The following is a 24,692-nucleotide window of genomic DNA, read 5'->3' as shown; positions in this document are numbered from 1 at the left end:
TGGGAATGTGGATATTTACCTGCGTTTGCTTGGGGATTTGGGCTTGGACGAAACAGTTCTAATTCGTCACAACGAAACATAAAGATGTTTCGGAACGTTTAAAAGCCATCAGCCCACAGCTGTACCAACAGGTGAAACAGGTGCTGGAGAAAAACAAAAGCGAGCGGCATATCCGCGGCGGAATGGCCACCAAATCCAAGTATGAACGGCTCAAGGAACGGGAATCCAAGGGGCGGTAGCCAAAACACACAAGAGGGCGGGGAACGGTGTTCTCCCGCCTTTTTTGCATACCAGCGGCTATTTTTTCGCAGATAGTTATTGACATATGCCAAAAATAATAGTATGCTAAGGTTGCAAGGTAATTAGCATATGATAAAAACCTATCTGTCCACAAGAAAGGAGAGCTACACAAATGAGAAATCATGCCAATTGTCAAAATGGAATGGGCGGCTGCGGACGCCGCCAGGAAAAAATGGTGCATGACAGCTGCGAATCCCACGGCAAAGGGAGCTCCTGCTGGATGAACAGATGCAGCCCCAGACGGGATGGCTGCGGACCTCATGGCAAAGATGGCTCCTGCCGTCGGATGAACTGCCAGGAGGCTCCCACTCGGGAGCTGCTGCTTCAGCAGAAGGAGTTTTTGGCCCAGCGGCTGGCAGAGGTGGAAGAACAGCTGAGCCATCTGCCCGCCGAGCCAACAGAACAGCCTGCACAGTAAAAACGAAACGAGGTGCTTTTTCCCATGGGACGTCCAAGAAAATGGAAACGAGTCTGCGGCCTCCCCCCGGTGGAGAGCTTTTCCGGCGGGTGGAACGGCCATGATGCCCCCATCCTCCTGAATGTGGAGGAATATGAAGCCATCCGCCTCATCGATTTGGAGGATATGACTCAGGAAGAATGCGCCGCTCAGATGGAGGTCTCCCGGCCTACGGTGCAGCTGCTTTACAACAGCGCCCGCAAAAAGGTGGCCCAGTTCTTGGTCGGCGGCGGCCGGCTGGAGATCGCCGGGGGAGATTACCGCATCTGCGGAAGCGACGGTCCCCGCGGCGAAGCTTCCCGCTGCCATCACCGCCACTGCTGCAAAAAACATGGGAACTGCCCTCATTAACTCATCCAAGGCCAAAAAAGGAGACGCAGATGCGTCTCCTTTTTTTCTATTCCCATGCAGGTGAGAGCAACCGGGCCCTCTCTCCCCACAGCACCCTTACAGCTGGATGCCGTCGTAATAGCTCTGGACCGTCGCGCCGTCCACCCCGCGGGTGTCATACAACTCCGGCAAAGTGCCTTTCCACTGGCTGCCCAAGGTGTCGATGCCGCTGTCCAGGAACTGGAGGGCATAGACCACCGCTCCGGTAACCCCCAAGGCCAGAACATCCTCGTCCAGGTCAAAATATTCGTTGTGGTGGTCGGCCCCAGTGCCTTTCTCCGGGTTGTTGACCCCCAGGTAGACAAACACACCCGACCACATCTTTTGCAGCTGGGAGAAGCTCTCCGACGCCATCCAAGGCTCCGGCTGGCAAATGGCATCCTCCCCGATTTCCGCCCCGATCACCTGGCGGGCAAAGGCGGCGCACACAGGGTCGTTGTCCACCGGGAATCCCGGCTGGGTGAAGCTGTTGTAGGTGACGGTACAGCCGTAGGCCGCCGCGGTGGAATCCACCAACCGGCGCATCTCCTCCCGGAAGGGAAGGCCCACCTTTTCCCGGTCAAACAGCCGCACCGTCCCGGCAAACCGCAGGTCGCTTGGAATGATGTTTTTCGCGGTGCCGGCCTCCACCAAGCCGATGGAGAGGGTCAGCGGCGCAAAGGGGGTGACCTTGGTCAAGCGGGCGGCTTGCAGCCCGTTGTAGATGGCCACAAAGCAATCCACCGGATTGACCGCCAAATCTGGCCGGGAACCATGGCCTCCCCGGCCGTGGAGGGTGATGTCAAACCCCATGGCGGTGGAGGCGGCCCCTCCAGTGATAACCCCCACCTTCCCGGACTCCAGGGAAGCGGACATATGGGTCCCATAGACGGTGTCTGGACGGATGCCATGGCGATCCATATAGGCCAGGATATAGCCGATCCCCCCGCCGTTTTCCTCCCCGCGCTCAAACAGCAGCAGCACGGTTCCGTGGATGGCCTCCCGGTGGGAGGAAAGGATTTTAGCGGCTCCCAACAGCATGGCGATGTGGCCGTCGTGGCCACAGGCGTGCATCACCCCGTCCTCCTGGCTTTGGCAGACCCGGGGCTGGGATAGGTTGCAGGGCTGCTCTTGCACCGGCAGGGCATCGATGTCCGCCCGCAGCAACACGGTTTTCCCCTTTCCGGGGTCCAGACCCTGGATGGTGGCCAAAATACCCCCTTTGGGGATCTCCTCATAGGGGATATCCATGTCGGTCAGCTCCTGGGCAATGCGCTGGATGGTCTTATCCTCCCGGTTGGAGAGTTCAGGATGCTGGTGGAAGTACCGGCGCATCTCAACGACATAGGGTTGTACTTCCTTGGCAAGGGTAGTAATCTGCATAGATGGCACCTCCTGTTGTAGGGCTGTCAATGAGATTTTGATTCCTCCTATAAAACCAATGGATTAAATGGTGTGGGAACTGCCCTCACCCCAAAGCTCCTCCTGGAAGGAGTCCAGATGCTCTTTGGTCCACAGGGCGGGGATTCCGCCAGTGTGCAGGAAGATGGCGCTCTCCCCCTTGGGGATGATCCCCGATTTGACCATGTCCACAAACCCGTGGAACACCTTGCCGGTGTAGCAGGGGTCCAGGAAGATGGCTTCGGTGCGGGCCAGCAGCGCGATGTGGGCCCGGGTGACAGGGTCGGGGGTATTGTAGGCAACACCGGAGTAATTCTCTTCCCTGTTGCCTTTGAACAGGCGGATTTCCTCCCCTTTGGCGGTGACGCCCAGGCCGTACATCTCGCTCATCCGGTTGATGTATTCAGCGCAGGAATCGGGGGTGCGGGGGGTGGCAGGGTTGATGGTGACACCCAGCACTTCAAAGGGCGCGCCATAGTATTTCGCGCCCAGCCACAGGCCTCCAAAGGTGCCCTGGGAACCGGAACCACAGACCAAGTATTTGGGAGCAATGCCCATCTCTTTGCACTGGGCCATCAGTTCCGGCACCATCTGGATGTAGCCCACCGCACCCAGCTCATTGCTGCCGCCGGTGGGGATCACATAGACTTTGTCCCCCTTGGCCTCATATTGGGCGATGACCTTCTTAGCCGCCTCTTCCGGGTCGCCGGTGGTAAAATAGAGGTCCGCCCCCATCAGTTTATCCAGCAACAGGTTGCCGCTCATATAATCGGGGCGTTCCCCGGTGAGGATGAGGATGCATTTCATCCCGCACCGCACTGCGGCCGCTGCCGTCAGCCGGCCATGGTTGGTCTGGGGGCCGCCAAAGGTCAAGAGAGTGTTGCAGCCCTCTGCCTTAGCCTGTGCCACCAAATACTCCAGTTTGCGGATTTTGTTGCCGGAAAGGCCCACATCGGTCAGGTCATCCCGCTTGATGTACAGGTCGCCGCAGCCGATCTCCTTGGTCAGATTCTCCATTTTTTGCAGGGGTGTGGGGAAAATACCCAGGGAAGCTTTTTCCAATTCGCACAGTTTCATAGCCAATCGCTCCTTTTTTCTGGGAAAATTGTGGTAATTCAGTACTCCTATTCTACGCCATTTCCCATAGGGGCGCAAGGCCCCAAAGCGGATTTTATCAGCTTTGGGCTTCTTCCTCCGGGGCAGGGGCCGCAGGGGCAGATTCTTTGCTGTAACAATAACTGAGGCCAAACACGCCGCCCAAAATCAGCGCCACACCTGCCACATCCACCCAGCGGAAAGGCTCGTGGAGGATCAGGACGCCCGCTAAAATGGAGATGACCGTGCTGACCGTGGAAGTGGAGGTGGAAATGGCAATGGGCAGATGGGCCAGGGAGTAGGTCATGAACAGGAAGGCCAGCACACAGGAGCCTATGCCCATATACAGCACCGAGATGATGAAGTCCTTGTTCCACAGGCCGTCAAAGAAGTGGGGAAGATCCCCCCGCATGGCATGCATGATCACCGTTTCGATGGAAAAGCCCAAGGCGCCCATGCCGGTGGTCAGATAAACGGTCTCAAAGGAGGTAAAATGCCGGCCAGCCCGGCGCACAAAGGTGCGGTTGAAGGCGATGGTCACCACTGCCGCAAAGATCAGCGCCATTCCGATGCCGGTAGCTCCCGAAAGGTCACGGCCCACAAAGTTGACCACAAACACGCCCAGCACTGTCACCCCCATAAAAGCCATCTGCATTTTGGATGGCAGGGGGTCTTTGTTGATCAGCACCGACAGCACCACGACCAAAATAGGGGTGATACTGCTGACGCAGGCGATCAGGCTGGTGGGGGCGTAGCTGGTAGAGGTAGTCTCCAAAATCTGGCTGATCAAGGGGTTGAGGAGGCCGCACAACAGCAGAAGACCGATGGGTTTGCCTGCGTAGTCCACCTTCTGCACCTTAAAGAGCAGGAGGAGGGTCATCACCACAAAACCGGTGGTGAAGCGGAAGGCCAGGAATTTGATGGTATCCTGGTTGACCACCGCCATGCCTTGCTTGATAAAGAGCAGGGCCAGGCCGAACAAGGTGGCTGACGCCAAACTGGCCGCCAGGGGGAGATATTTCTTCATGGGGTACCCGCCATTTCTCCAGCGGTAAATCATGGGGATTTCCCCTGCCGCCGCCGGCCGGACAGGGAACCGTGCCTCTTCTACTTGGGAACAGGCTGTTTTCCCCTATTATAGCGCGAAACAAAATGGGGTGCAATCGCAAGGGGGCAAAAAGTGCGCCTGGGCTTCCATCCTCCTGCACCGGTTTTGAGCCCTTTCACTAGAAAAGGTAGGTTGGGATGTGCTACAATAATCGCGGGGCGATTATTGGGGAAGAAATCCTCTCTCCATTGTTACAAGCATCGCTTGTAACATGCGCAAAATTGCTTTTTGCCGTACAGCGGCAACGCAATTTTGAGGGGCTGCCCTCCCGCCGCAAAGCGGCACCGGGATTTTTCCGGTTTAACCAAACTTTATGGCTTGGCAGCCGCGGGGCGATTATTGGGGAAGAAATCCTCTCTCCATTGTTACAAGCATCGCTTGTAACATGCGCAAAATTGCTTTTTGCCGTACAGCGGCAACGCAATTTTGAGGGGCTGCCCTCCCGCCGCAAAGCGGCACCGGGATTCATCCGCTCTGACACGGCCTTTCGCCGCGATATCGCCTTTGTGGGCTGTTCTCTATTTTATATCCCCCCAACTTCCCCGGCTTCTGCCGCTGTGGGTTGGGATTATGAGGTGAAACCATGCTGGTTCTTTTGTCTCCAGCCAAAAATATGGCCGACGCCACCGGGGAGGGGCTCCCCCTCACTGGGCCGGTGTTCCTCCCGGAGACCGGCCCCATCCTCCGCGCCCTGCGGGCTTACAGCCCTTGGCAGTTGGAATCGCTGATGAAGGTCAATCCAGAAATCGCCCTTAAGACCTTTGATTTTTACCAAAAGTTCGACCCGGCCCTGCCTGGTTCCCCGGCAGCCCTCAGCTACCACGGCCTTGCATACCAAAATCTGGACGCCGCCAGCTTTACCGGGGAGGACTTCGCCTTCGCCCAACAGAGCCTGCGGTTTTTAAGCGCCTTTTATGGGGTGCTCCGCCCCCTGGATGGGATGCTGCCCTACCGGCTGGACTTCCTCTGCCCGGTCAAGGTGGAGGGAAAGCGCCTTTACTCCTACTGGGGGGATCGGATTTACCAGGAGATATTCTCCTCTGGCGAGCCGGTGGCCGACCTTTGCTCCGGGGAATACAGCCGGGCCTTCGACCCTTACCGCACCGGGCGGGAACCCTTTGTCCGCTGCCGGTTCTTGCAGTGGCGCAAAGGGAAGTGGGTTACCCTGCCCACCGAAGCTAAGATGGCCCGGGGACAGATGGCCCGGGCGGTGGTCAAACACCGCTGGACCCGCCCTGAACAGCTTCGGGATTTTTCTTGGGCAGGGTATGAGTTTATCCCCCAGCTCTCCACGGGGGAGGAATACGTCTTTCGCAAGGAACTGCTGGATTAGGGGGAGTTAGGGGCAGCCCAAGGCTTTTGAACGCTCCTCTATGGGGCAAGGTGAATTTTTTCTGGATAACCTTTCCCCCATTTCCCAGCTGGCTCCCAGACCATAGAACGCCCGCTGAATAAGGGAACACAAAGGCCCTCCCTTGAGAAATTTTTCCCGGGGGAGGGCCTTTTCACGTTATATGGATTTGAGGGCTGGCAGCCCGCCGGGGAACAACCGCTCTTATCCTCACAAGTCGATGGGGGGAAGTGCCACCCTGCCAGCGGCTTCCTGAATTTCCTGCTTCCGCTCCTGAGGGATTCCCCGCACCCGGAAATCCGGCACAGCCAGATAATACCCCTGTATGTAGTCCACACCCGCCTCAATGAGGTAAACCATCTCCTCCCGGGTCTCCACCCCTTCGGCGATGATGCGGATGTCCTGGGTCTTGGAATAGGAGAGGATACCTCCCAGCAGGGTCTGCCGGCTCTTATCCCGGTCAATGCCCCGGACAATGGACATATCGATCTTCACATAACTGGGGTTGATGGTGAGCAGCACCCCTTCTGAGCTGTACCCTGCCCCAAAGTCATCCAATGCGATGGACAGTCCCCACCGTTGACACAGCGACTGCTTTATAGCCATGCAATTGTAGTCGGTCTGCTCACTTTCGATGACCTCCACCACCAGGCGGGAAAGGTCTTTCCCAAACTGTTGTTCCAAGGCCGCAAACCCCTCCTTAGAAAGGCAGGTGTTGGGCACCGAATTGATGAACAGCCGGGCTTCCCCAAATGCCTCCTTCTGTTGGGAAAAAGCTTCCAAAGCGCCGGTCCAGGTCAGTTCTTCAATCTGGTTCAGTTTGGATTGGGCCCTGACCAGCCGCATCACGTCGGATACTGTTTTGAGCCCCTCGCAGCTGGGGCGCATCAGCGCTTCATAAGCGTAAACCTCCCCGGTGCGGGCATCCACAATGGGTTGGAATGCAAACCGGGCCAGCCGGTGGTCCAAAAAGTGGTTGAGGGCCTCCTTGCCGCTAAACAACAGTTCATCCCGTTGGAAGGCATCTTGGTTGAACTCCTGAATGTCCCCCTTGGTGGAATTCTTGGCACTGTACATGGCAAAGTCGGCGTATTTGATCAGCAAATCGTAGCTGGCACCGTTGTCCGGGTACCAAGCCACCCCGGCCGAGGCCCGCAGCTTCACCGTCTTGCCATCTGGAAGCTGGAAATTGGTGCTGTGCAGCAGCTTGTGTACCTCCCGAATGCGGCAGAGCAGGGTGTTCCGGTCCTCGCCAGGCAGGAAGGAGAAGAACTCATCGCCGCTCATCCGGGCGACCTCTGCGCCGTCCTGGCGCAGCTGTTGGAATACCCGGGCCGCTGCTATGATATATTTATCGCCGGAATCGTGGCCATAGGTGTCGTTGATGTATTTGAGGTTGTCAAGATCCCACATGACCATTGCCCCCATCTGGAAGGGCATGGAGCGGAGGGCTTTCTCCACACTGCGGCGAAAGGAGCGGCGGTTGAGCAGTTCGGTGAGGACGTCGTAATCCCTCTCATACTCGATCTTCCGCTTCTCCAGCACGTCGCCCGTCACATCCTGGACCACCACCATATACCGGCTCTCGCCCTCGTTGTGTTTGAAGCTGATCCAGCAGATCCGGCCGTCGTCCCGGTGGAGCTCCAGAATGTCCTCCACCACTTTGTCCTGTTCCTGCCGGCCCGTCTTTGCCAGGATCTTTTTCTTCATCCGTTCCAGCTCCTGCTGGAACTCGTCGTAGGGGAGTTCGGATTTCTCTCGGTTTTCAGGGGAAAAATCCAGCATTTCTCCAATTTTGCCGGTGCAGTAGACCAGTCCCCCCCGTTCTTTGTAGTACTCGACGGCCCCCAGGGAGGTGTTGGTGTACTCCAAAATCTGGGAGAGGCGGGAGGCGGAGTTGGCCACCGCGGCCGAAAGCTCCTCCACTGCGGTCGAAAGGCCGTCAATTTCCACAATTCCGGTCTGGGGGAGCAGAACCTCCTTGGCGGGGTCGCTCTCCCGCAGGGATTTGGCCAGCCGCTTGACCGGCGCGGCAAAGCTGGCGCTGATGACAAAAGCACCGGCCACCCCCACCCCCAGGGCGATGAGGGAGGCAAACCACAGGGACTGGTTGAGCCGGTTGACTGAGTAGAGGAGTTCCTGCTCCTCCATCAGCCCTATCACCATCCACTCCTCCTCTTCAAAGGGGGTGTGTGCGTTGTAAAGCTTCAGTTTCTGCACCGCGCCCACCGTCTCACTGGTGAGGGCTTGGTCTTCCAGGCGGTAGGTGTCCTTATAGACCTTTTCCTCAGTGATGGCCACCTTTCGGTCGTCAGCAAGAATGCGGCGGAACAGCGGGCCGCTCTCCCCCATTGCCAGCACCTCATTGCCCTGCCCCTCCCGCAGCCCCAGGAGATAGGCCCCTTTCTGGTTGGCCGAGAGCTCCCGGTAGGGCATCTGGTTGGCCAGGTACTCCAGGGTAATCTCCACCCCGACCACCCCGTAGACCTGTCCGTCCCTATCCAGCAGAGGCAGGGAGTAAGAGATGACCTCTAAGTCGTCCTTGGTGACCTGGTGGGGCCCGGCCCAATAGCCCAAGTCGCTGATCTGGCTGCTCTGGTATTGCTGGGCAGCCAAATAGGGCCGGAAAAAATACCGCTGGTTTTCATCCATCGGGTCCAGCTGGATGGAGGGGGACCAGCGGGAATCCATAGTCAGGCCCATCTCTTTAATTAAGGGGCCCGGCCCGATTTCCACTAGGATGTCGGTATTGTTGATCAAGCTAGTGGTGGGATCCATATCCCGCAGGTAGAGGGCGGGCCAGGGCGCCCCTTCCCCCAGCTGGGGACAGAAGATCACATAAGCACCGGTGGCGGTGGAGTTGCGCAGCAGGCTGATCAGCTCTTCTGCCATCTGGCGGGTAATTTGCACTTCGCCGCCCTCCGCCTGCTGGTATGCCGCCAGCGAGAGCTGCATCACCCGCTGGTAATTCTCCGCTTTGCCCCATCGCTGGGTCATTTCGTTTTCCAGCACAGCTGCGCGGCTGCTGACTTTATCGGCCAGCATGGAAAAGGCGTTTTCCCGCAGTTGGCCGGCGGTGTCCGCCCCCACGATGGTGCCAAAGAAGAGGAGGGCCTGTAGGACCAACACAAAGGCCATGGGAATGAGAATTTTTGTCCGGATGGATTGTTTGGCGCCAGGTCTCATTCTGCACTCCCCCTTTCCGGAACAAATTTAGATGAAAGAGATTACTGCCCCACGACCTGGCGAAGGGCCTTTGAAAAATCCTGGAACCATGCGTCGAAGTTCTCGTCGCTCAAATAGGGAGCCAGCGCCTCCCGGCGGCTCACCCCTTGGGCGATTTGGGCCTCTACAGCGGCCTTGTCGGCCAGGGCCCTGTCCACCATGTGGTTCTCCATCACTGCCCGGGCTTCGGTGCCGTTGTCAAAGGGTTTGCTGGTATAGAACTGGTAGGTTTTGGCCTCTTGGATGGAAGTCTCCAGTGTCTGCTCCACAATGGGGCTGACCTGGATGCCGTTTTCCTCCATCACCGCTTTGATCCGGTCGATGTCGTTGGCCTCTTTCTTCACTGGCATATAGGATGCGCTCAGGGAAAAAAGGATGTTCCGATCAGCTTCGGTCAGCCATTTCAGGAACACCACGCTGGCATACTCCCGGGTGGCGTCGGTCTTGGCCACCGCCATTCCCGCGCCCTGTTGGACGGCGAAGGGCTCAGCCCCCGCAAAGCCGGGAAGGGGGAGAACCAGGCACTCAATAGGGTAGGGCTCCACGTCGTCTTTCGCCACCGATTCGGGGAAATAGGTGGCCCCGCTGGTGGAACCCACCAGGGCGATGATATCGCCGGTTTTGGCGTCATCGGAGGCAAAGCGGCCGTATTTGCCGAAGTGGCCTTAAACCATGGGGACGTACATGTTGTCCCACAGACGGCGCATGGCGTCCCGGTTTAGGTTGAGGGTGACTTCGCCGTTCTGGACCTGGAACACCTCCTGGCCCAGCTGGCGGCTGCCGATGATCATATAGTTGGCGTAGGCATCCCGGCCGAAAAAGGATTTGCCACCGGAATATTCATAGTATTGGGCCGCCGTTTGGCACAGTCCCTCCCAGGTGGAGAGGGCGTCCAGGCTGGCACCGGTGGCCTGGGAGAAGGTATCCCAGTCGGTCTTGTTGACCATCAAAATTTCGGTGGATTTTGCCACGGGGAAGAGTTTGAGGCTGTCTGTGCCGTCTATATAACCATCCGCCAAGTAGCCGGGGACATACTGGTCCAGTTCCTCCTGGGAGAAGTACCCTTCCAGGGAGGCCAAAAGGCCCATCTGGTCAATCTTCCGGGCAGTGTCGGAATAGGCGGAAAAAATGTTGGGCATCTCTGCCGCCCCCACCTTGCCCTCTGCGGAATCGGTCACCGCCTGGATGAGGTCGTTGACCCCGCCTTTGCTGGTGGCCTCCACCACAATGCCCAGCTCCTTGCCGGTGGTCTCGTTGAACTCCTCCACCAAGTTGTCAAAGGCGACCTTCTGGGAGCCGTTGTAGTAATGCCACACGGTGATGGCAACTGGTTCTTGGGGATTGAGGCCATAGGAGGCATCCTTCGGTGTGCCGCACCCCACCAGCAGAAGCCCCATTGCCATAATCAGTGCCAGGCCTCGGCACAACACAGAATGTTTCAAAAAATCCCCTCCAAATCTTATGTTTTTCAACCGCCAAATACAACAAATAGCCGCTAGAAAACCCCTAAATAGGTATCTTCCCACGGCCATTCTCCAATTCTGGCTGCTATCTTCCGCCCATTCGGTCAGTTTGACTGTTTTCCCTCCGATGCGGCAGCATCGGCGCACGCCCAGCCATATAGGGACCAACTGCCCTGAAAACCCAGTGCAAAGATTAGCTTTAGCATAGCATATTGAGAATCATTTCGCAACCAAAAAAGCCCATTTTACCGCCCCTTTGCGGGGATTCTTTTTATTCAAAAAGAATCAGGAGAATTCGTCACATTTCACAACATAAAAGAAAACTTCTGCGGTGAATTCAGAATAGCTTAAAAAGTTTTTCAAAATTTGCCGTTTTCTCTTTACAAAGGGGAAGCCCCGTGCTAGGATAAAAGGCAAGATAATAAAAATTGGTAGAGGCGCAGCGCGAATCAGTACCCGATGGAGGAGACATCCGGTGAACTCGGGGAAAGGTCAAGCTGCCGAAGCGGTTCGTTTGGTGAAACGGCCGGCTGGGCTTGGTGAGAATATCATCAAGACTCCTGCTTAACGCAGAGGCGCTATCGATGATGACTGACAAATCGTTTTTTGTAAGGTTGCATCGATGGATGCAACCTTTTTGTTTTTCCTGGAAACCCCGTCGGCGGGCGGTAGGGCAAGGGAAAAATGAGGGCCCACCATCAATTTTTATTCTTCTAATTCTAAAATAAGGAGAATGAATTCGATGAGCAACCAAAACCCTTCCGCTACTAAGAAAAAGTTTAAATTCCCTCATCCGGTCGTTCTGATGTTCTGCATCGTTCTGATTGTAGCCCTGTGCAGCTACTTTGTCCCCGCCGGCGAGTATGCGCGCATCCAGGTGGATGGCCGCACCGTGGTCGACCCCAACTCCTACACCCGGGTGGAGAGCAACCCCATCGGCGTCATGGAGTTCCTGCTGGCATTCCCCACGGGCATGACCGCCGCCGCCTCCATCACCTTCTTCATCATGATTGTGTCCGCCTCTTTTAACATCATCACCGAGACCGGCGCCATCAAATCCGCCATCGGGCGGGCCGCTGTGGCCTTCCGCAGCAAGGAAAACCTGATGATCCCCGCAGTCCTGGCCATCTTCTCCATCGGCGGCGCCACCTTCGGCATGTCGGAGGAAAACGTGGTCTTTGTCCCCATCACCATCGCCTTGGCCCGGGCACTGGGGTACGACGCCATGGTGGGCACCTCCCTGGCGGTGCTGGGCGCGGCCTGCGGCTTCTGCGCTGGCGTCATCAACCCCTTCACCATTGGCGTTGCCCAGGGCCTGGCGGAACTGCCCATGTTCTCCGGCGTCGCCTACCGGATTTTGATTTGGGTGGTGCTGGTGGCTGTCACCTCCTTCTATGTGATGCGGTACGGCAAAAAGGTCCGCCTCAACCCACAGTCCGGCATGATGTATGAGACCGAACTGGCAGAGCGGGGCAACGGCATCGACCTCTCCCAGGTGGAGAAGATCACCGGCCGCCAGAAGATCGTCCTCGCTATCGTGGTCGCCGGGTTTGTCTTCCTGGTCTACGGCGTCATGAAGCTGGGTTGGTATGTCAGTGAGATCGCCGCCCTCTTCCTGGGCATGGGCATTGTCTCCGGCCTTGTATACGGCTTCACCCCCGATGAGATCGTCAAGCATTTCCAGACCGGTATCCGGGATATCGCCAACGGCGCCATCATGGTGGGTATCGCCCGCGCCATCCTCATCGTAATGGAACAGAGCATGATCATCGACACCGCCGTCCACGCCATGAGCGGCGTCATCGCCTCTCTGCCCTCTGCCATCTCGGTGCTGGGTATGTATGCAGTGCAGATCCTGACCAACTTCTTCATCCCCTCCGGTTCCGGCCAAGCTGCGGCCACCATGCCCATCATGGTCCCGCTGGCCGACGTGCTCCACATCAACCGCCAGGTGGCAGTCCTCTGCTTCCAGTTTGGCGACGGTTTCACCAACTCCATCCTGCCGGTGTCCGGCACTATGATGGCCATCCTTGCTATGGCCAAGATCCCCTATGAAAAATGGCTCAAATTCGCCGGCCCCCTGGTGGGCATCTGGATTGCCCTGGGCGGCGTGTTCATTGTGGCGGCCAACATGTTTGGCTACGGCCCCTTCTAACCGAATATCCACCCTTTTGATAGATGGAAAGGAAGTACCTTCATGAACCATTTTGATCAAGTCGCCAAGCTCGCCCAGGATTTGCAGCCCGAGCTGGTAGCCCTGAGCACATCCATCCACGACCATCCGGAAATGGGCCATCAGGAGACCTTTGCCGCCGACGCCCACTGCGCCCTGCTGGAAAAATACGGCTTCACGGTAGAACGCCCCTTCTGCGGTTTGCCCACCGCCTTTAAGGCCACCTATTCCTCCCAAAAACCCGGCCCCACCATCGGCTTTTTGGCCGAGTATGACGCCCTGCCCGGCATCGGCCACGGCTGTGGCCACAACATCCTGGGGGCCACCAGCACTGGTTCCGGCATCGTCCTGCGGGAGATGATCGACCAGTTGGGAGGCACGGTCATCGTGTTCGGTACCCCCGCGGAGGAGACGGACGGCGGCAAGGTTGCCATTGTCAACGCCGGAGGCTTTGACGGGGTGGATGTGGCTATGATGGCTCACCCCTCCGATAAATACTACAAGAGCGGCACCTCCCTGGGTATCGTGCCCCTGCGGTTTGAGTTCTTCGGCCAGACTGCCCACGCCGCTGCCGCACCGGAGAAAGGTGCCAATGCCCTGCATGGGGTAATCAGCCTGTTCAACAACATCGCCGCCCTGCGGGAGCATTTCCAGAGCGACGCCCGAGTGCACGGCGTCATCCTGGACGGCGGCAAAGCGGCCAATGTGGTTCCTGACTACACCCGCGCCGACTTCTATGTCCGCGCCGCCACCAAGCCTTACCTGAACAAGCTGGTGGAACAGGTGAAGAACTGCGCCCAGGCCGCCGCCCTCTCCAACGGGGTCACGGTGAAGATCTCCAATTTTGAGGCCATCTACGACAACATGGTCACCAATGAGACCCTCTCCAACCAGTTCACCCAGCGCCTTTTGGACTGCGGCGTGCCGGAAGTCATCGCCGCTCGGCCCGGCTCCGGCTCTTCCGACGCCGGCAACGTCAGCCAGGTCTGCCCCATGATCCACCCTCACTTCGCCATCTCCCAAGAGGCTTGCAACTCCCACACCGTGGAGTTTGCTGCCGCTTCGGTTACCGACTTTGCTAACGAGCAGATGGCCAAGACCGTTCGGGCCTTTGCCCTCACCGCGGCAGACATCATTGAAAACCCCCAGCTCCTGGCGGATATCACCGCCGAGTTCCGGCAGACTATGGGCCTGTAAGCCAAAAAAGCCAAGTCGTCCACCTCCACAGGAGGCGGACGACTTTTTGTGTTCCCAGAAAAATTCCCCTTGACTTGGAGTGGGCTTCAAGGAATATACTGGGGCTAACAATTTAGAGACGGGAGGATTTTTCTATGAGCAAAAGGGTTTTGATTGTCACCGGCAGCCCCCGCGCCGGGGGAAACAGCGACCAACTGGCCAAAGCCTTCGCCAAAGGGGCCCAGGAAGCGGGGCACACCGTCACCACCTTTGATGCAGGCCGCAGTAAAATCGGCCCCTGCCGCGCCTGCGATACCTGCTTTTCCAAAGGGGTGGCCTGTTCCTTTGACGACGACTTCAACAAGCTGGCTCCCCTGCTGGAACAGGCCGATGCCATCGCCCTGGTGTCCCCGCTGTACTGGTACGATATCTCCGGCCAGCTGAAGCTGGCCATCGATAAGCTCAAAGCCTTTTCCGGCCGCAACTTGCCCATTCGGGAATCGGTGCTGCTGATGTGTGGCGCTGTGGCCGACCCAGCCAAGTTCGACGGGGCGGTGGGTGTGTACCGCCGCATCTGCCAGGGGAGCCTTCAGTGGCAGGGCCGGGGCGTGGTTTTAGCCACCGGCTGTTCCCAGAAAGGGGCGATAGCAGGGCACCCGGCCCTGGAGGAAGCCTACCAGCTGGGCCACAATCTGTAACGGGGAAATATTGCATCCAATCCGCCAGAGGGGCCGCCAAATTTGGCATCCCCTCTGGCGTTGCCTCTTTTTCAGGCGGGAACCGCGAGTCCCTCTCCTTGATACTGCAAAGGGAGGTCAAAATCCAAAAAGTGCGCCCTGGGGAAGGGAACAGTGGCGCATGCCTGCCTTTTTCGCCGAATCATCTCTTGGTCCAGATATTGCCCCAGGAGGCGATTTCCCGCTCCAGAGGTTGTGGTTCCCTCCCATATAAGACATCCGGCAACGCCCCCCAACCGGAGGAGGCCGTGGTGTAATCCGGCCCTCCGGTTTCCACCACCCCTCGGGCTTGAATCTGGAGGGTTTGCCGGTCTTCGCTAATAGCAGCATGGCTGTATGCCTCCTGGAATCCATACTCCCCTGGGCCGGTTTTTTCGGTCCAGGTGGCAAGCACCTCTTCAAAGCTAAAAAAGCTCCCCTTGGCATAGCATTTCACAAGAGCGCTGGCCCGCACCGTCCGGCCCTCTCCAAAGTCCTTCTCCGCCGAGAAAACCGCCGTTTGATAACCGTCGGGCAGGTTTGCCTTTTCTTGGGCCGGATGGGAATCCGGCTCCCCTTGAGCGAGGAGTTTCCCCCTATTCCCAGGCGCCAAAAGCAATACCGCACACAGCATACCGATCCATAGTTTCATAACACGTCCCTCCCTCCAAAACGCCTTTCCAAGGTTTTTCTGGCTATCGGGATACAACCTGTTGGGGCCCCACGCCTTATGAGTTCAAATATTTTTTTAGCGCCTTAATCACCAGTATCCCAATATACACGATCATGCCCAAAAACAACAGCTGGGATAACTGCCAAATAAGCGTCCACATCTTATCACCTCCCACTTCTAAAAATAAAAGCAATCATGCATGCCACATCCACGGCCCCATGAGTCCCCTCCCCGTAAGGCAGATTTTCTTATTTTCAGTATACCCTGCCGCCTAGGAAAAGTCCAGAAAATCCCCGCAGCCGCAGGCAAGACAAAAAATTCTCATCATAATAATTTCATATAAATCCTGGGCTGAAAATTTGGTCAGTTCTTTTCTATACAAACTTTTTTCGCCATGATATACTATATTACATGTATTTTGAAAAAGGAGGAACCCCAGATGAATGCAGTCCTTCACGTCAGTGAAAAAGACAACCTGGTCACCTGCCTGCGCCCTCTGAAAAAAGGCGAGATCATCGAGTTCGAGGGTAAGAATTACACCGTCCAAAGCGATATCCCCGTCTTCCACAAGATGGCGGTCGCAGAAATCAAAAAAGGCGAATACTGCTACAAATACGGCGAAGTCATCGGCGATGCCACCGAGGACATCCATCCCGGCGACCATGTGCATGTCCACAACCTGGAAAGCACCCGCGGCCGCGGCGACAAACAGCAACAGGCATAAGGGAGGAAACCGCTATGAAATTGATGGGTTATCAGCGTGAAAACGGCCATTTCGGCGTGCGCAACCATGTATTGATCATCCCCACCTCGGTCTGTGCCACCGACACCGCCGAGAAGATCGCCGCCCAGGTCCCCGGGGCGATCGCCATCCCCAACCAGCACGGCTGCTGCCAAATCGGCTCCGACCTGGCCCTCACCCAGCAAACCATTGTAGGCTTTGGCAAAAATGCCAACGTGGGCGCCTGTGTGGTAGTCGGCCTGGGCTGTGACGGCATCCAGGCCCGGGCTGTGGCGGAGGAGATCCGCACCACCGGCAAACGGGTGGAAGTGGTGGTCATCCAGGAGGAGGGCGGCACCCTGCCCGCCATCGCCAAGGGCGCTTTGTATGCCGCCCAGATGGCCCGCGACCTCTCTATGCAGAAGCGGGTGGAGTTTGATATGAGCGAGATCATCATGGCCCTGGAGTGCGGCGGTTCCGACCCCACCAGCGGCCTGGCCTCCAACCCCTCCATCGGTTACTGCTCCAACCGTCTCATCGCCGAGGGCGGCAGCAGCATTTTGAGCGAGACCACCGAGGTCATCGGCGCTGAGCACCTGCTGGCTGCCCGGTTTGAGGACGAGGACCAGAAACAGAAGTTCCTGGACATGGTAAAAAATGTGGAGAACCGCGCCATCGCCTTGGGTGAGGACCTGCGCAGCGGCCAGCCCACCCCCGGCAACAAGGAAGGCGGCCTCTCCACCATTGAGGAAAAATCCTTGGGCTGCATGTATAAGGCGGGCACCGCCCCCTTCAAAGGCGCCCTCAACTATGCGGAGCTTCTCCCCTTGGAGAAAAAGGGCCTCTACTTTATGGATACCCCCGGCCAGGACATTGACTCCATCACCGGCATGGTGGCTGGCGGCGCCCAGGTGGTCATCTTCTCCACCGGCCGCGGCACCCCCACCGGCAGCCCCATCGCCCCGGTCATCAAAATCACCGGCAACGACGCCACCTACCGCAAGATGAGCGACAACATCGACATCAATGCAGGGCGCATCATCACCGAGGGCGCCAAGGTGGAGGAAATTGGCGAAGAGCTGTTCCAAATGGTTGCAGACGTCTGCAATGGCCAGGTCACCAAGGCGGAAAGCCTGGGCCACCGGGAGTTCGGCATCTACAAGCTGACCGGTACATTCTAAAATTCTGCATACGGGGATTTCCCCGGAAATACACGCAAAGCAAAATGGACGCCAAAGCTGGCGTCCATTTTTTTGTTGCTCTCCCTTAAATACAACCGCGCATTTGGGGGAAAGGTCACCGGCACAGTTCCTTCACCCGGCCAAGGACATCCTCCAACTCTGGGTAACGATACAGTTCCCCCGTGGCGGCCATCTGGCGGAAGATATCCGGGGTAACCCATCTCGCTTCCGCCACCTCTTCCTCCTGCAAGCGCAGGGCTGAGAGAGGCGTATCCCGCCGCAGCAGGTACACATCCCAAATCAGCTCGGTGCGCCTGGCGCGGAGCAGAGGGACCAGCTCCTCCGGCTGGGCGGCAATGCCCAGTTCCTCCCACAGTTCCCGCACCGCCCCTTGGCGGGTGGACTCCCCAGCGGCTATCCGCCCCGTGGTCAGGCCCCAGACCCCGGGGAGGATCTCGCACCCGGCGGCCCGCCGTTGAATCAGGATTTCACCGTTTTTGTTGACCACCCAAATTTCAGCGGCCAGGTGGTACATCCCCAGAGGAAAGGGCTCCCCCTTGGGCCAGATACAGCCGGTGGGTTTGCCGGTTGCATCGCAGATATCCCAGTATTCCATAGCGTTACAAAACCTCCCCGTTTGCTTTGGACAGCTCCGGCATTTTGGTGGCGGGCAGGGTAAAGGAGAACACCGCCCCATGGGGCTGGTTGTCTCGGACTTCAATCGATCCGCCGTGGGCCATTACAATGGACTGGCAGAGGGAAAGGCCAAGGCCCAGCCCCCGCCGCCCGTCCCCCCGGTGGTTGCCGGCAGTGTAGAACATTTCGAACAATTTCGTTTTCGCTTCATCGGGGATACCGGGGCCGTCGTCGGCCACCTCCACTCGGATCATCGCCCCTTCCTCCCGGGCGGAGATTTCAATGTGGGACCCCGGCGGGGTGTATTTCATCGCGTTGTCCACCAGGTTGACCAGCACCTGGATGATCAGCCGGGCATCGCAGTCAACCAACAGCAAGCCCTCCTCCAGCCGGGAGGCGATTTCGTGGTCCTGTGCCCGGCGGCTCAGGTGGGAGAGGGCCTCCCCCACCAAATCCTCCAGCAGCTCTGGGGCCATGGACAGGCTGACGGTGCCGTTCTCAATGCGGGTGACCGACAGGAGGTTTTCCACCAGGTTGATCAGCCAGATGGAATCGTCGTAGATATCCGTGTACAGCTGCTGTTTCTTCTCCTCATCCAGCACACTGGAATTGCCCATCAGCACCCCAGCGTTGCCGCTGATGCTGGTGAGTGGGGTGCGCAGGTCGTGGGAGATAGACCGCAGCAGGTTGGCCCGCAGAGCCTCTTGGCTGGCCTTAATCTCCACTTCCTGCTTGGCCTCATCCAGGGCGTTTTTTTCGAGGGCGAGGCCGCATTCCCCCAACATGGCGATGAGCAGGCTCTTTTCAAATGCCCCCAGCCCATGGGGCCCCACGGCGATGGCCGCCACAGCCAGGGCCTTTTTCCGCCCCCGCACCGCCAGATAGAGGCATCGGGCATCGGGGAAGGTGTTGGTAGTGGCCCCGGCGTGTTTGTTGTTTTGATAGACCCACTGGGCGGCCTTTTGCTCCTGCTCCGCCTGGTAGGCGGGATCATCCTCTTGGCCGGGGGCGGGGTAGGCGATGGGGGCGCAGAGCTCCCCAGCCTTATCCACTGGGTAAAGGAGGACGGTACAGTCCAGCAGCTTGACCAGCTGGCCGGCGATGGCGGAGAAGATCTCACCAGCCCCTTCCGCCTGTTGAAGCTTTTGGCTGGTCTCCAACAGCACTTGGGTGCGGTAGGCCTTCTGCACCGCCATGCGGGTCTGGTCTTTGACCCGCATGGTCAAGGTGCTGGTGATAAAACTGGCGGCGAACATGATCAAAAAGGTGACTGGGTACCCGGCGTCGTAGGCGCGGAAGGTGAACCGTGGCTGGGTGAACAGGTAGTTGAACAGCACCACGCTGACTAGGGAAGCCAATCCCCCGTACATCCGGCCAGAGGTGAGTAGGGAGGTGATGAGCACCCCTAAAATGTAGACGGTGATGATGTTGGCATCCCCCAGGCCAGCCCCGTGGAAAAAAAGGCCCACCATAGAGCAGAACGCCACCACCGCCGCGGTTTTAAACAGGTCGGGCAGGGAGACCCGGAACTTCTCCCTGGCTGCCCGGTGAGGGGGAACAGTGGGCTGGCTGTCCGGGATGATGTAAACGTCCAGGTTGGGGGAGAGCTCCATGAGCTGGTCCGCCAGGTTCCGCTGGGGATGGACGAGGGTCCGCCTGCCGCCAGAACGGCCAATGACCACCTTGGTGACCCCGCCGGCCTTGGCGTATTCTGAAATTTGGAGGGCTAGGTCGTCCCCATAAACAGTGGCGATCTGGGCCCCGGAATCCTCCGCCAAGCGGATGTTCTCCCGAAGCCGGCCCAGGCTTTTTTCATCCATGTCCTGGGCGGTGGGAGACTCCACATACAAAGCGGTAAATTCACTGTGAAAGGCATCGGCCATCCGGGCCGCGGTGCGGATCACCTTGGCGTTGGAGGGGGCGCCGGAGAGGCAGATCAAAATATGTTCCCCACCGTAGGGAACCTTCCCCCGGCCGGAGGAGCGGCGGCTGAGCCGGTCGGCGGCGCGGCGCAAGGCCATCTGCCGCAAGGCGTCCAGTTGGGCAACCGGTGGCGCTCCCCACGGGGGAAAGCGGTCCGCCAAGGTCTGGGGCTCCGGGTCGATGAGCTCCACCCGGTCTGCCCGGTCAAACATCCGGTCGGGGAGGCGGTATTCCGCAGGCTTTCCGGTGACCGACTGGACAAGATCCGAAAGGCTTTCTATCTCACCCACATTGGCGGTAGTGTAGACGTCAATCCCCGCCTTGAGCAGTTCCTCCACATCCTGGTACCGGCGGCGGTGCCGGCTTCCCTGGTTGGGGTGGGCAAGATCGTCCAGCGCCAGCAGCTGAGGCTTTCGGCGCAGGGCGGCATCCAGGTCGAACTCCCCTGGGTGTATTGGGGGGATCTGCTCCAGCCCCTCCAGCAAGGCCAGGGTTTTAGCTGGGGATTTGGGGTCTACCATTCCCACAACACCGTCCACACCCCGGAGACACTCCTCCCGAAGTGCCTGGAGCATGGCGCTGGTTTTTCCTGCGCCGTCGGCATAACTAAAATATAGGGTCAAGCGGCCATTGGCTGTTTTGGGTCCCATGGCAGACGCTCCTTTCACGGTTAAAATTCCCAGCGGGTTCCCGTACAAAGGACGGACACCGGTGGGAGAGGGGATAGGCTGCGCTGGCAGACCCTCTCGCAGGGAGAGTTCCTGCAATTGTATCATGAAAATCTGTAGGACGGGGAGAGCCCGGCCCTGAGAAGGTTCCTTCCCCAATGATCATTTCTACGGGCGCTCCGCCACAGGGCCCGCGCCAATGATCGCCTCGCGACCATTGTAACACATTTCCCGCCGGCAGGGCACCTTCCCGAGAAAAAAGTGAAAAACCAATAGGGGGTATTGGTTTTTCTTATGGCTTTCATCAATACAGTTCAATTTCTATGGGATTTTATTATTTAAAACGCCGAAATGTAGTACTCGTGAATATCACATCACAACTATATAAAATTTGTGCAATATTACCACTAAATCTCCTCTTATGTCCTTCAGTGAAAAACAAATTTCATGCGCTAAACCGCAAAATCGATCACTCTCCAAAAACAGAATACTGCCAAAAATATTTTAACTTAAAAAACAAAATTCATCTTTCATTTATAAAAAATTTGCATTTTAACAGCTTTTATAGGTCATTTTCCATCCGGGTTACGTCTTTTCATTTCCCGCAAAGGCGGACGAAAATTGGCGAATTTGTCTTTCGCTTTTCTACTGCTGTGTAAAACCTCTGTAAAAAAGATATGGCATTTCTTGGGGGGCTTTGGTATAATATGAAGCAAAGGAAACGGACAACACCACCCTGCTTTTGGCAAGATGGGGCCGCCCTCCGACGTGGGTGGGGACGGAGTAGGGATCGAACGAAACCTTAGCGCAAGACGCTTACACAAAACATGAAAGTGAAAAGGTGATTAGTGATGAGTGCAAAATACGTTTACCTGTTTTCCGAAGGCAACGGCAAAATGCGGGAACTGCTGGGCGGCAAAGGCGCCAACTTGGCGGAGATGACCAACCTGGGCATGCCTGTTCCCCAGGGCTTTACCGTTACCACCGAGGCCTGCACCCGCTATTATGAGGATGGCAAGACCATTGCCCCCGAAATTGAAGCGGAGATCTTTACATACCTCAAAACCTTGGAGGAGATGACCGGCAAAACCTTTGGCTCCAAGGAAAACCCCCTCATGGTGTCGGTCCGCTCCGGCGCCCGCGCTTCCATGCCCGGCATGATGGACACCATCCTCAACCTGGGCCTCAACGATGAAGTGGTGGAGGGCCTCTCTGCCCTGACCCAGAACGAGCGGTTCGCCTACGATTCCTACCGCCGGTTTATCCAAATGTATTCCGACGTGGTCTGCGAGCTTCCCAAATCCCACTTTGAGCGGATCATCGACGAGATGAAGGAAAAACGGGGCGTCCAGCACGACACCGAGCTGACTGCCGCCGATATGAAAGAGCTGGTCTCCCTCTTCAAAGCTGCTTACAAAGAGATGATGAAGGAAGACTTCCCCTCCGACCCCAGAGAGCAGCTGATGGGCGCCATCAAAGCGGTCTTCCGCTCCTGGGATAACCCTCGCGCCATCTACTACCGCCGGATGAACGACATCCCCTCCTCTTGGGGCACCGCAGTCAATGTCCAGTCCATGGCTTACGGCAATATGGGCGACACCTCCGGCACCGGCGTGGCTTTCACCCGCAACCCCGCCACCGGTGAGAAAAAACTGTACGGCGAATTCCTGATGAACGCCCAGGGCGAGGACGTGGTCGCCGGCATCCGCACCCCCCAGACCATCGACCAGCTGCGGGACGTCATGCCCGAGGTGTATGAACAGTTTGCCGCTATCGCGGAAAAACTGGAAAAACACTACCACGACATGCAGGACATGGAGTTCACCATCGAGCGGGGCAAGCTTTATATGCTCCAGACCCGGAACGGCAAGCGCACCGCCGCCGCCGCCCTGAAGATCGCCTGCGACCTGGTGGATGAAGGGATGATCACCAAGGAAGAGGCCGTCCTTATGGTAGACCCCAAATCCCTGGACGCCCTGCTCCATCCCCAGTTTGACCCCGCCGCCCTGAAAGCGGCTAAACCCATCGGCTCCGCTCTGCCCGCCTCTCCCGGCGCCGCCTGCGGCCGTGTGGCCTTCTCCGCTGCCGACGCGGTGAAGATGATCGAGGAGACCGGGGACCCTGTGGTTCTGGTCCGCCTGGAGACCTCCCCTGAGGACATTGAAGGCATGCATGTATCCCAGGGTATTCTGACTGCCCGGGGCGGCATGACCTCCCACGCGGCGGTGGTTGCTCGGGGCATGGGCACCTGCTGTGTGGCCGGCTGCGGCGACATTGTCATCCACGAGGATGAAAAGCTGTTCCAGCTGGGCGGCAAGACCATCCACGAGGGGGACTACATCTCCCTGGACGGCACCACCGGCAACATCTATGGCGAGGCCATCAAGACCGTTCCCGCCACCATCAGCGGCGACTTCGGCCGACTCATGGGCTGGGCGGATGAGATTCGCCAATTGGGCATCCACACCAATGCGGACACCCCCCAAGACGCCCAGCAGGCTCTGGACTTCGGCGCAGAGGGCATCGGTTTGACCCGTACCGAGCACATGTTCTTCGGCGCGGACCGCATCCGCCCCATGCGCAAGATGATCCTCTCCAAGACCGAGGAGCAGAGAAGAAAAGCCCTCGCGGAACTTCTCCCCATGCAGCGCGGTGACTTTGAAGGCATCTTCGAAGTGATGCACGGCCTGCCGGTCACCATCCGCCTGCTGGATCCCCCGCTGCACGAGTTCCTCCCCAAAGAGGAATCCGACATCGAGGAAATCGCCGGGGAGATGGGCCTCTCTGCGGTGGAGGTCAAAGATACCATCACCTCCCTGCACGAGTTCAACCCCATGATGGGCCACCGCGGCTGCCGCCTGGCTGTCTCCTACCCTGAGATCGCCGAGATGCAGACCCGCGCCATCCTGGAAGCGGCTATCAACGTCTCCAAGAAGCACCCCGACTGGAAGATCGTCCCCGAGATCATGGTTCCTCTGGCCGGTGAGGTCAAAGAGCTTGCCTATGTGAAATCCATTATCGTGGATACTGCCAATAAATTGTTCGACGAAGTGGGCTCCAAGGTGGATTACCTGGTGGGCACCATGGTGGAGGTTCCCAGAGCGGCCCTCACCGCCGATGAGATTGCACAGGAGGCTGAGTTCTTCAGCTTCGGCACCAACGACCTGACCCAGATGTGCATGGGCTTCAGCCGCGATGACGCCGGCCGCTTCCTGGGCGTCTACTACGACAAAAAGCTGTATGAGCAGGATCCCTTTGCCCGCATCGACCAAAAAGGCGTGGGCAAACTGGTGGAGATGGGCGTCCAGCTGGGCCGCAAGACCCGCCCCGACATCCATCTGGGTATCTGCGGCGAGCACGGCGGCGACCCCAGCTCGGTGGAGTTCTTCCACAGAGTGGGCCTGGACTACGTCTCCTGCTCTCCCTTCCGGGTACCGGTGGCCCGCCTTGCTGCGGCACAGGCTGCCATCCGCTTCCCCCGTTAACCGTTCCAACTCGTTTCTTGCCATTCTATAAAAAGGGACTCCCTCATGGCCGCCGGGCTGTGGGGGAGTCCCTTTTTATTTCTTTTCCTCTTCCTTCTTCTTTTGAAAGTATTTGGCGGCGCTGAGCAAAGCAAGCATGGTGTAATCCCTTTTGGCAATGGCCTCCTCTTCAAACATTTTCATCTCTTCTTCCGACATCTCCTCCATTTCGCACATCTCCCTGACCTCATCCGGATGGGTAAGCACCCACCAAAGTGAGTATCGCGCCTCTTCTGGCAATTCCAAAAGCAACTCCTTGATCTGTTCCCATCTCTCTTTTAAATTGTTCTCCATTTCGTGTTCCTCCCAAACGCTTTTCTCTGATTCCATCTTGCAGTGGTTTTGCAGGGCGCCACCCCGCAGGTACGAGGGGCCCTCGTGCCGGCCTCTTGCACCCCCGGCACAGGGAGTATGCAGGGCGACCCCTGCAACCCTGGTTTCCTGGGGCTTCCAGCCCCCGCACCCCCGGCCAGGAGGGCTTTATCAAGATTCCATCTTGAAATTGGTTTGTGGGGGCACGCGCCCCCACACC

General features: G+C 57.9%; 18 protein-coding genes, 1 pseudogene and 1 riboswitch. Of the genes and pseudogenes, 10 read left to right on the top strand and 9 right to left on the bottom strand.

The window, feature by feature from the left end; all coding sequences use genetic code 11:
* Positions 1-131: 131 nt before the first annotated feature.
* From RDQ42_RS10010 to RDQ42_RS09440, 3 genes are all read left to right on the top strand, one after another.
* A complete protein-coding gene (locus RDQ42_RS10010) occupies positions 132-239 on the top strand; it encodes a sporulation transcriptional regulator SpoIIID (protein ID WP_369949284.1) in 108 nt (35 codons plus the stop codon).
* Between the two features lie 173 nt (positions 240-412).
* On the top strand, positions 413-718 hold the full coding sequence (locus tag RDQ42_RS09445; RefSeq protein WP_054331870.1) for a hypothetical protein: 306 nt from the start codon (positions 413-415) through the stop codon (positions 716-718).
* Positions 719-742: 24 nt separating this feature from the next.
* Positions 743-1,108: a DUF134 domain-containing protein gene (locus tag RDQ42_RS09440; protein WP_054331871.1), complete on the top strand. Its 366-nt coding sequence runs from the start codon at positions 743-745 to the stop codon at positions 1,106-1,108.
* Positions 1,109-1,204: 96 nt separating this feature from the next.
* On the opposite strand, the gene RDQ42_RS09435 is transcribed toward RDQ42_RS09440, so the two are convergent.
* From RDQ42_RS09435 to RDQ42_RS09425, 3 genes are all read right to left on the bottom strand, one after another.
* Positions 1,205-2,509, bottom strand: a complete 1,305-nt coding sequence (locus RDQ42_RS09435) for a M20 family metallopeptidase (RefSeq protein ID WP_071427527.1) — start codon at positions 2,507-2,509, stop codon at positions 1,205-1,207.
* Positions 2,510-2,572: 63 nt separating this feature from the next.
* Complete coding sequence (locus tag RDQ42_RS09430; protein ID WP_071427526.1) at positions 2,573-3,604, bottom strand: 1-aminocyclopropane-1-carboxylate deaminase/D-cysteine desulfhydrase; 1,032 nt, start codon at positions 3,602-3,604, stop codon at positions 2,573-2,575.
* Between the two features lie 97 nt (positions 3,605-3,701).
* On the bottom strand, positions 3,702-4,649 hold the full coding sequence (locus RDQ42_RS09425; RefSeq protein ID WP_161802862.1) for a DMT family transporter: 948 nt from the start codon (positions 4,647-4,649) through the stop codon (positions 3,702-3,704).
* Between the two features lie 664 nt (positions 4,650-5,313).
* Here RDQ42_RS09425 and RDQ42_RS09420 point away from each other — a divergent pair.
* The gene (locus tag RDQ42_RS09420) at positions 5,314-6,063 is read left to right on the top strand and encodes a YaaA family protein (RefSeq protein ID WP_054331877.1); all 750 of its coding nucleotides are present in this window, start codon (positions 5,314-5,316) and stop codon (positions 6,061-6,063) included.
* A gap of 228 nt (positions 6,064-6,291) precedes the next feature.
* Here the strand turns inward: RDQ42_RS09420 and RDQ42_RS09415 are convergent, their stop codons facing one another.
* Positions 6,292-9,267 carry an EAL domain-containing protein gene (locus tag RDQ42_RS09415; protein WP_308588579.1) on the bottom strand — a complete coding sequence of 992 codons (2,976 nt, stop codon included), beginning with the start codon at positions 9,265-9,267 and terminating at the stop codon, positions 6,292-6,294.
* 41 nt (positions 9,268-9,308) lie between these two features.
* A pseudogene (locus tag RDQ42_RS09410) lies at positions 9,309-10,703 on the bottom strand (extracellular solute-binding protein).
* A 490-nt stretch (positions 10,704-11,193) separates the two neighbouring features.
* A riboswitch (Lysine riboswitch) is annotated at positions 11,194-11,358 on the top strand.
* Positions 11,359-11,511: 153 nt separating this feature from the next.
* Here RDQ42_RS09410 and RDQ42_RS09405 point away from each other — a divergent pair.
* The 3 genes from RDQ42_RS09405 to RDQ42_RS09395 all read left to right on the top strand — a co-directional run bounded on the left by RDQ42_RS09405 (position 11,512) and on the right by RDQ42_RS09395 (position 14,816).
* The gene (locus RDQ42_RS09405) at positions 11,512-12,924 is read left to right on the top strand and encodes a YfcC family protein (RefSeq protein WP_071427524.1); all 1,413 of its coding nucleotides are present in this window, start codon (positions 11,512-11,514) and stop codon (positions 12,922-12,924) included.
* Between the two features lie 42 nt (positions 12,925-12,966).
* Positions 12,967-14,139, top strand: coding sequence for a M20 family metallopeptidase (locus RDQ42_RS09400; RefSeq protein ID WP_071427523.1), 1,173 nt, complete (start codon positions 12,967-12,969; stop codon positions 14,137-14,139).
* Positions 14,140-14,273: 134 nt separating this feature from the next.
* Positions 14,274-14,816, top strand: a complete 543-nt coding sequence (locus tag RDQ42_RS09395) for a flavodoxin family protein (protein WP_231357938.1) — start codon at positions 14,274-14,276, stop codon at positions 14,814-14,816.
* Positions 14,817-14,997: 181 nt separating this feature from the next.
* On the opposite strand, the gene RDQ42_RS09390 is transcribed toward RDQ42_RS09395, so the two are convergent.
* Entirely contained in the window at positions 14,998-15,486 is a 489-nt protein-coding gene (locus tag RDQ42_RS09390) for a hypothetical protein (protein ID WP_054331882.1), read from the bottom strand.
* Positions 15,487-15,946: 460 nt separating this feature from the next.
* Between RDQ42_RS09390 and RDQ42_RS09385 the strand changes: the two genes are divergently transcribed.
* Both RDQ42_RS09385 and RDQ42_RS09380 read left to right on the top strand, forming a co-directional pair.
* Positions 15,947-16,231, top strand: a complete 285-nt coding sequence (locus tag RDQ42_RS09385) for a UxaA family hydrolase (RefSeq protein ID WP_054331883.1) — start codon at positions 15,947-15,949, stop codon at positions 16,229-16,231.
* Positions 16,232-16,245: 14 nt separating this feature from the next.
* Positions 16,246-17,409 carry a UxaA family hydrolase gene (locus tag RDQ42_RS09380; RefSeq protein ID WP_054331884.1) on the top strand — a complete coding sequence of 388 codons (1,164 nt, stop codon included), beginning with the start codon at positions 16,246-16,248 and terminating at the stop codon, positions 17,407-17,409.
* A 115-nt stretch (positions 17,410-17,524) separates the two neighbouring features.
* Here RDQ42_RS09380 and RDQ42_RS09375 read toward each other — a convergent pair whose 3' ends face one another.
* Both RDQ42_RS09375 and RDQ42_RS09370 read right to left on the bottom strand, forming a co-directional pair.
* The gene (locus tag RDQ42_RS09375; protein ID WP_054331885.1) at positions 17,525-18,025 is read right to left on the bottom strand and encodes an NUDIX domain-containing protein; all 501 of its coding nucleotides are present in this window, start codon (positions 18,023-18,025) and stop codon (positions 17,525-17,527) included.
* 4 nt (positions 18,026-18,029) lie between these two features.
* The gene (locus RDQ42_RS09370) at positions 18,030-20,618 is read right to left on the bottom strand and encodes a sensor histidine kinase KdpD (protein WP_308588578.1); all 2,589 of its coding nucleotides are present in this window, start codon (positions 20,616-20,618) and stop codon (positions 18,030-18,032) included.
* 869 nt (positions 20,619-21,487) lie between these two features.
* Between RDQ42_RS09370 and ppdK the strand changes: the two genes are divergently transcribed.
* The gene (ppdK, locus tag RDQ42_RS09365; protein ID WP_231357936.1) at positions 21,488-24,121 is read left to right on the top strand and encodes a pyruvate, phosphate dikinase; all 2,634 of its coding nucleotides are present in this window, start codon (positions 21,488-21,490) and stop codon (positions 24,119-24,121) included.
* Positions 24,122-24,196: 75 nt separating this feature from the next.
* Here ppdK and RDQ42_RS09360 read toward each other — a convergent pair whose 3' ends face one another.
* Positions 24,197-24,454 carry a hypothetical protein gene (locus RDQ42_RS09360; protein ID WP_071427520.1) on the bottom strand — a complete coding sequence of 86 codons (258 nt, stop codon included), beginning with the start codon at positions 24,452-24,454 and terminating at the stop codon, positions 24,197-24,199.
* Positions 24,455-24,692 lie beyond the last annotated feature (238 nt).

This window comes from uncultured Merdimmobilis sp. (genome assembly GCF_902471145.1).
Lineage (GTDB): Bacteria > Bacillota > Clostridia > Oscillospirales > Ruminococcaceae > Merdimmobilis > Merdimmobilis hominis.
The sequence above is the reverse complement of the archived record's forward strand: the minus strand, read 5'-3'. Positions and strand labels throughout refer to the sequence as shown.

Bases quoted from the DNA above. Each gene is read 5' to 3' on its own strand.
- RDQ42_RS09445 (WP_054331870.1), top strand. From the start codon at position 413: ATGAGAAATCATGCCAATTGTCAAAATGGAATGGGCGGCTGCGGACGC.
- RDQ42_RS09440 (WP_054331871.1), top strand. From the start codon at position 743: ATGGGACGTCCAAGAAAATGGAAACGAGTCTGCGGCCTCCCCCCGGTG.
- RDQ42_RS09435 (WP_071427527.1), bottom strand. From the start codon at position 2,509: ATGCAGATTACTACCCTTGCCAAGGAAGTACAACCCTATGTCGTTGAG.
- RDQ42_RS09430 (WP_071427526.1), bottom strand. From the start codon at position 3,604: ATGAAACTGTGCGAATTGGAAAAAGCTTCCCTGGGTATTTTCCCCACA.
- RDQ42_RS09425 (WP_161802862.1), bottom strand. From the start codon at position 4,649: ATGAAGAAATATCTCCCCCTGGCGGCCAGTTTGGCGTCAGCCACCTTG.
- RDQ42_RS09420 (WP_054331877.1), top strand. From the start codon at position 5,314: ATGCTGGTTCTTTTGTCTCCAGCCAAAAATATGGCCGACGCCACCGGG.
- RDQ42_RS09415 (WP_308588579.1), bottom strand. From the start codon at position 9,267: ATGAGACCTGGCGCCAAACAATCCATCCGGACAAAAATTCTCATTCCC.
- RDQ42_RS09405 (WP_071427524.1), top strand. From the start codon at position 11,512: ATGAGCAACCAAAACCCTTCCGCTACTAAGAAAAAGTTTAAATTCCCT.
- RDQ42_RS09400 (WP_071427523.1), top strand. From the start codon at position 12,967: ATGAACCATTTTGATCAAGTCGCCAAGCTCGCCCAGGATTTGCAGCCC.
- RDQ42_RS09395 (WP_231357938.1), top strand. From the start codon at position 14,274: ATGAGCAAAAGGGTTTTGATTGTCACCGGCAGCCCCCGCGCCGGGGGA.
- RDQ42_RS09390 (WP_054331882.1), bottom strand. From the start codon at position 15,486: ATGAAACTATGGATCGGTATGCTGTGTGCGGTATTGCTTTTGGCGCCT.
- RDQ42_RS09385 (WP_054331883.1), top strand. From the start codon at position 15,947: ATGAATGCAGTCCTTCACGTCAGTGAAAAAGACAACCTGGTCACCTGC.
- RDQ42_RS09380 (WP_054331884.1), top strand. From the start codon at position 16,246: ATGAAATTGATGGGTTATCAGCGTGAAAACGGCCATTTCGGCGTGCGC.
- RDQ42_RS09375 (WP_054331885.1), bottom strand. From the start codon at position 18,025: ATGGAATACTGGGATATCTGCGATGCAACCGGCAAACCCACCGGCTGT.
- RDQ42_RS09370 (WP_308588578.1), bottom strand. From the start codon at position 20,618: ATGGGACCCAAAACAGCCAATGGCCGCTTGACCCTATATTTTAGTTAT.
- ppdK (WP_231357936.1), top strand. From the start codon at position 21,488: ATGAGTGCAAAATACGTTTACCTGTTTTCCGAAGGCAACGGCAAAATG.
- RDQ42_RS09360 (WP_071427520.1), bottom strand. From the start codon at position 24,454: ATGGAGAACAATTTAAAAGAGAGATGGGAACAGATCAAGGAGTTGCTT.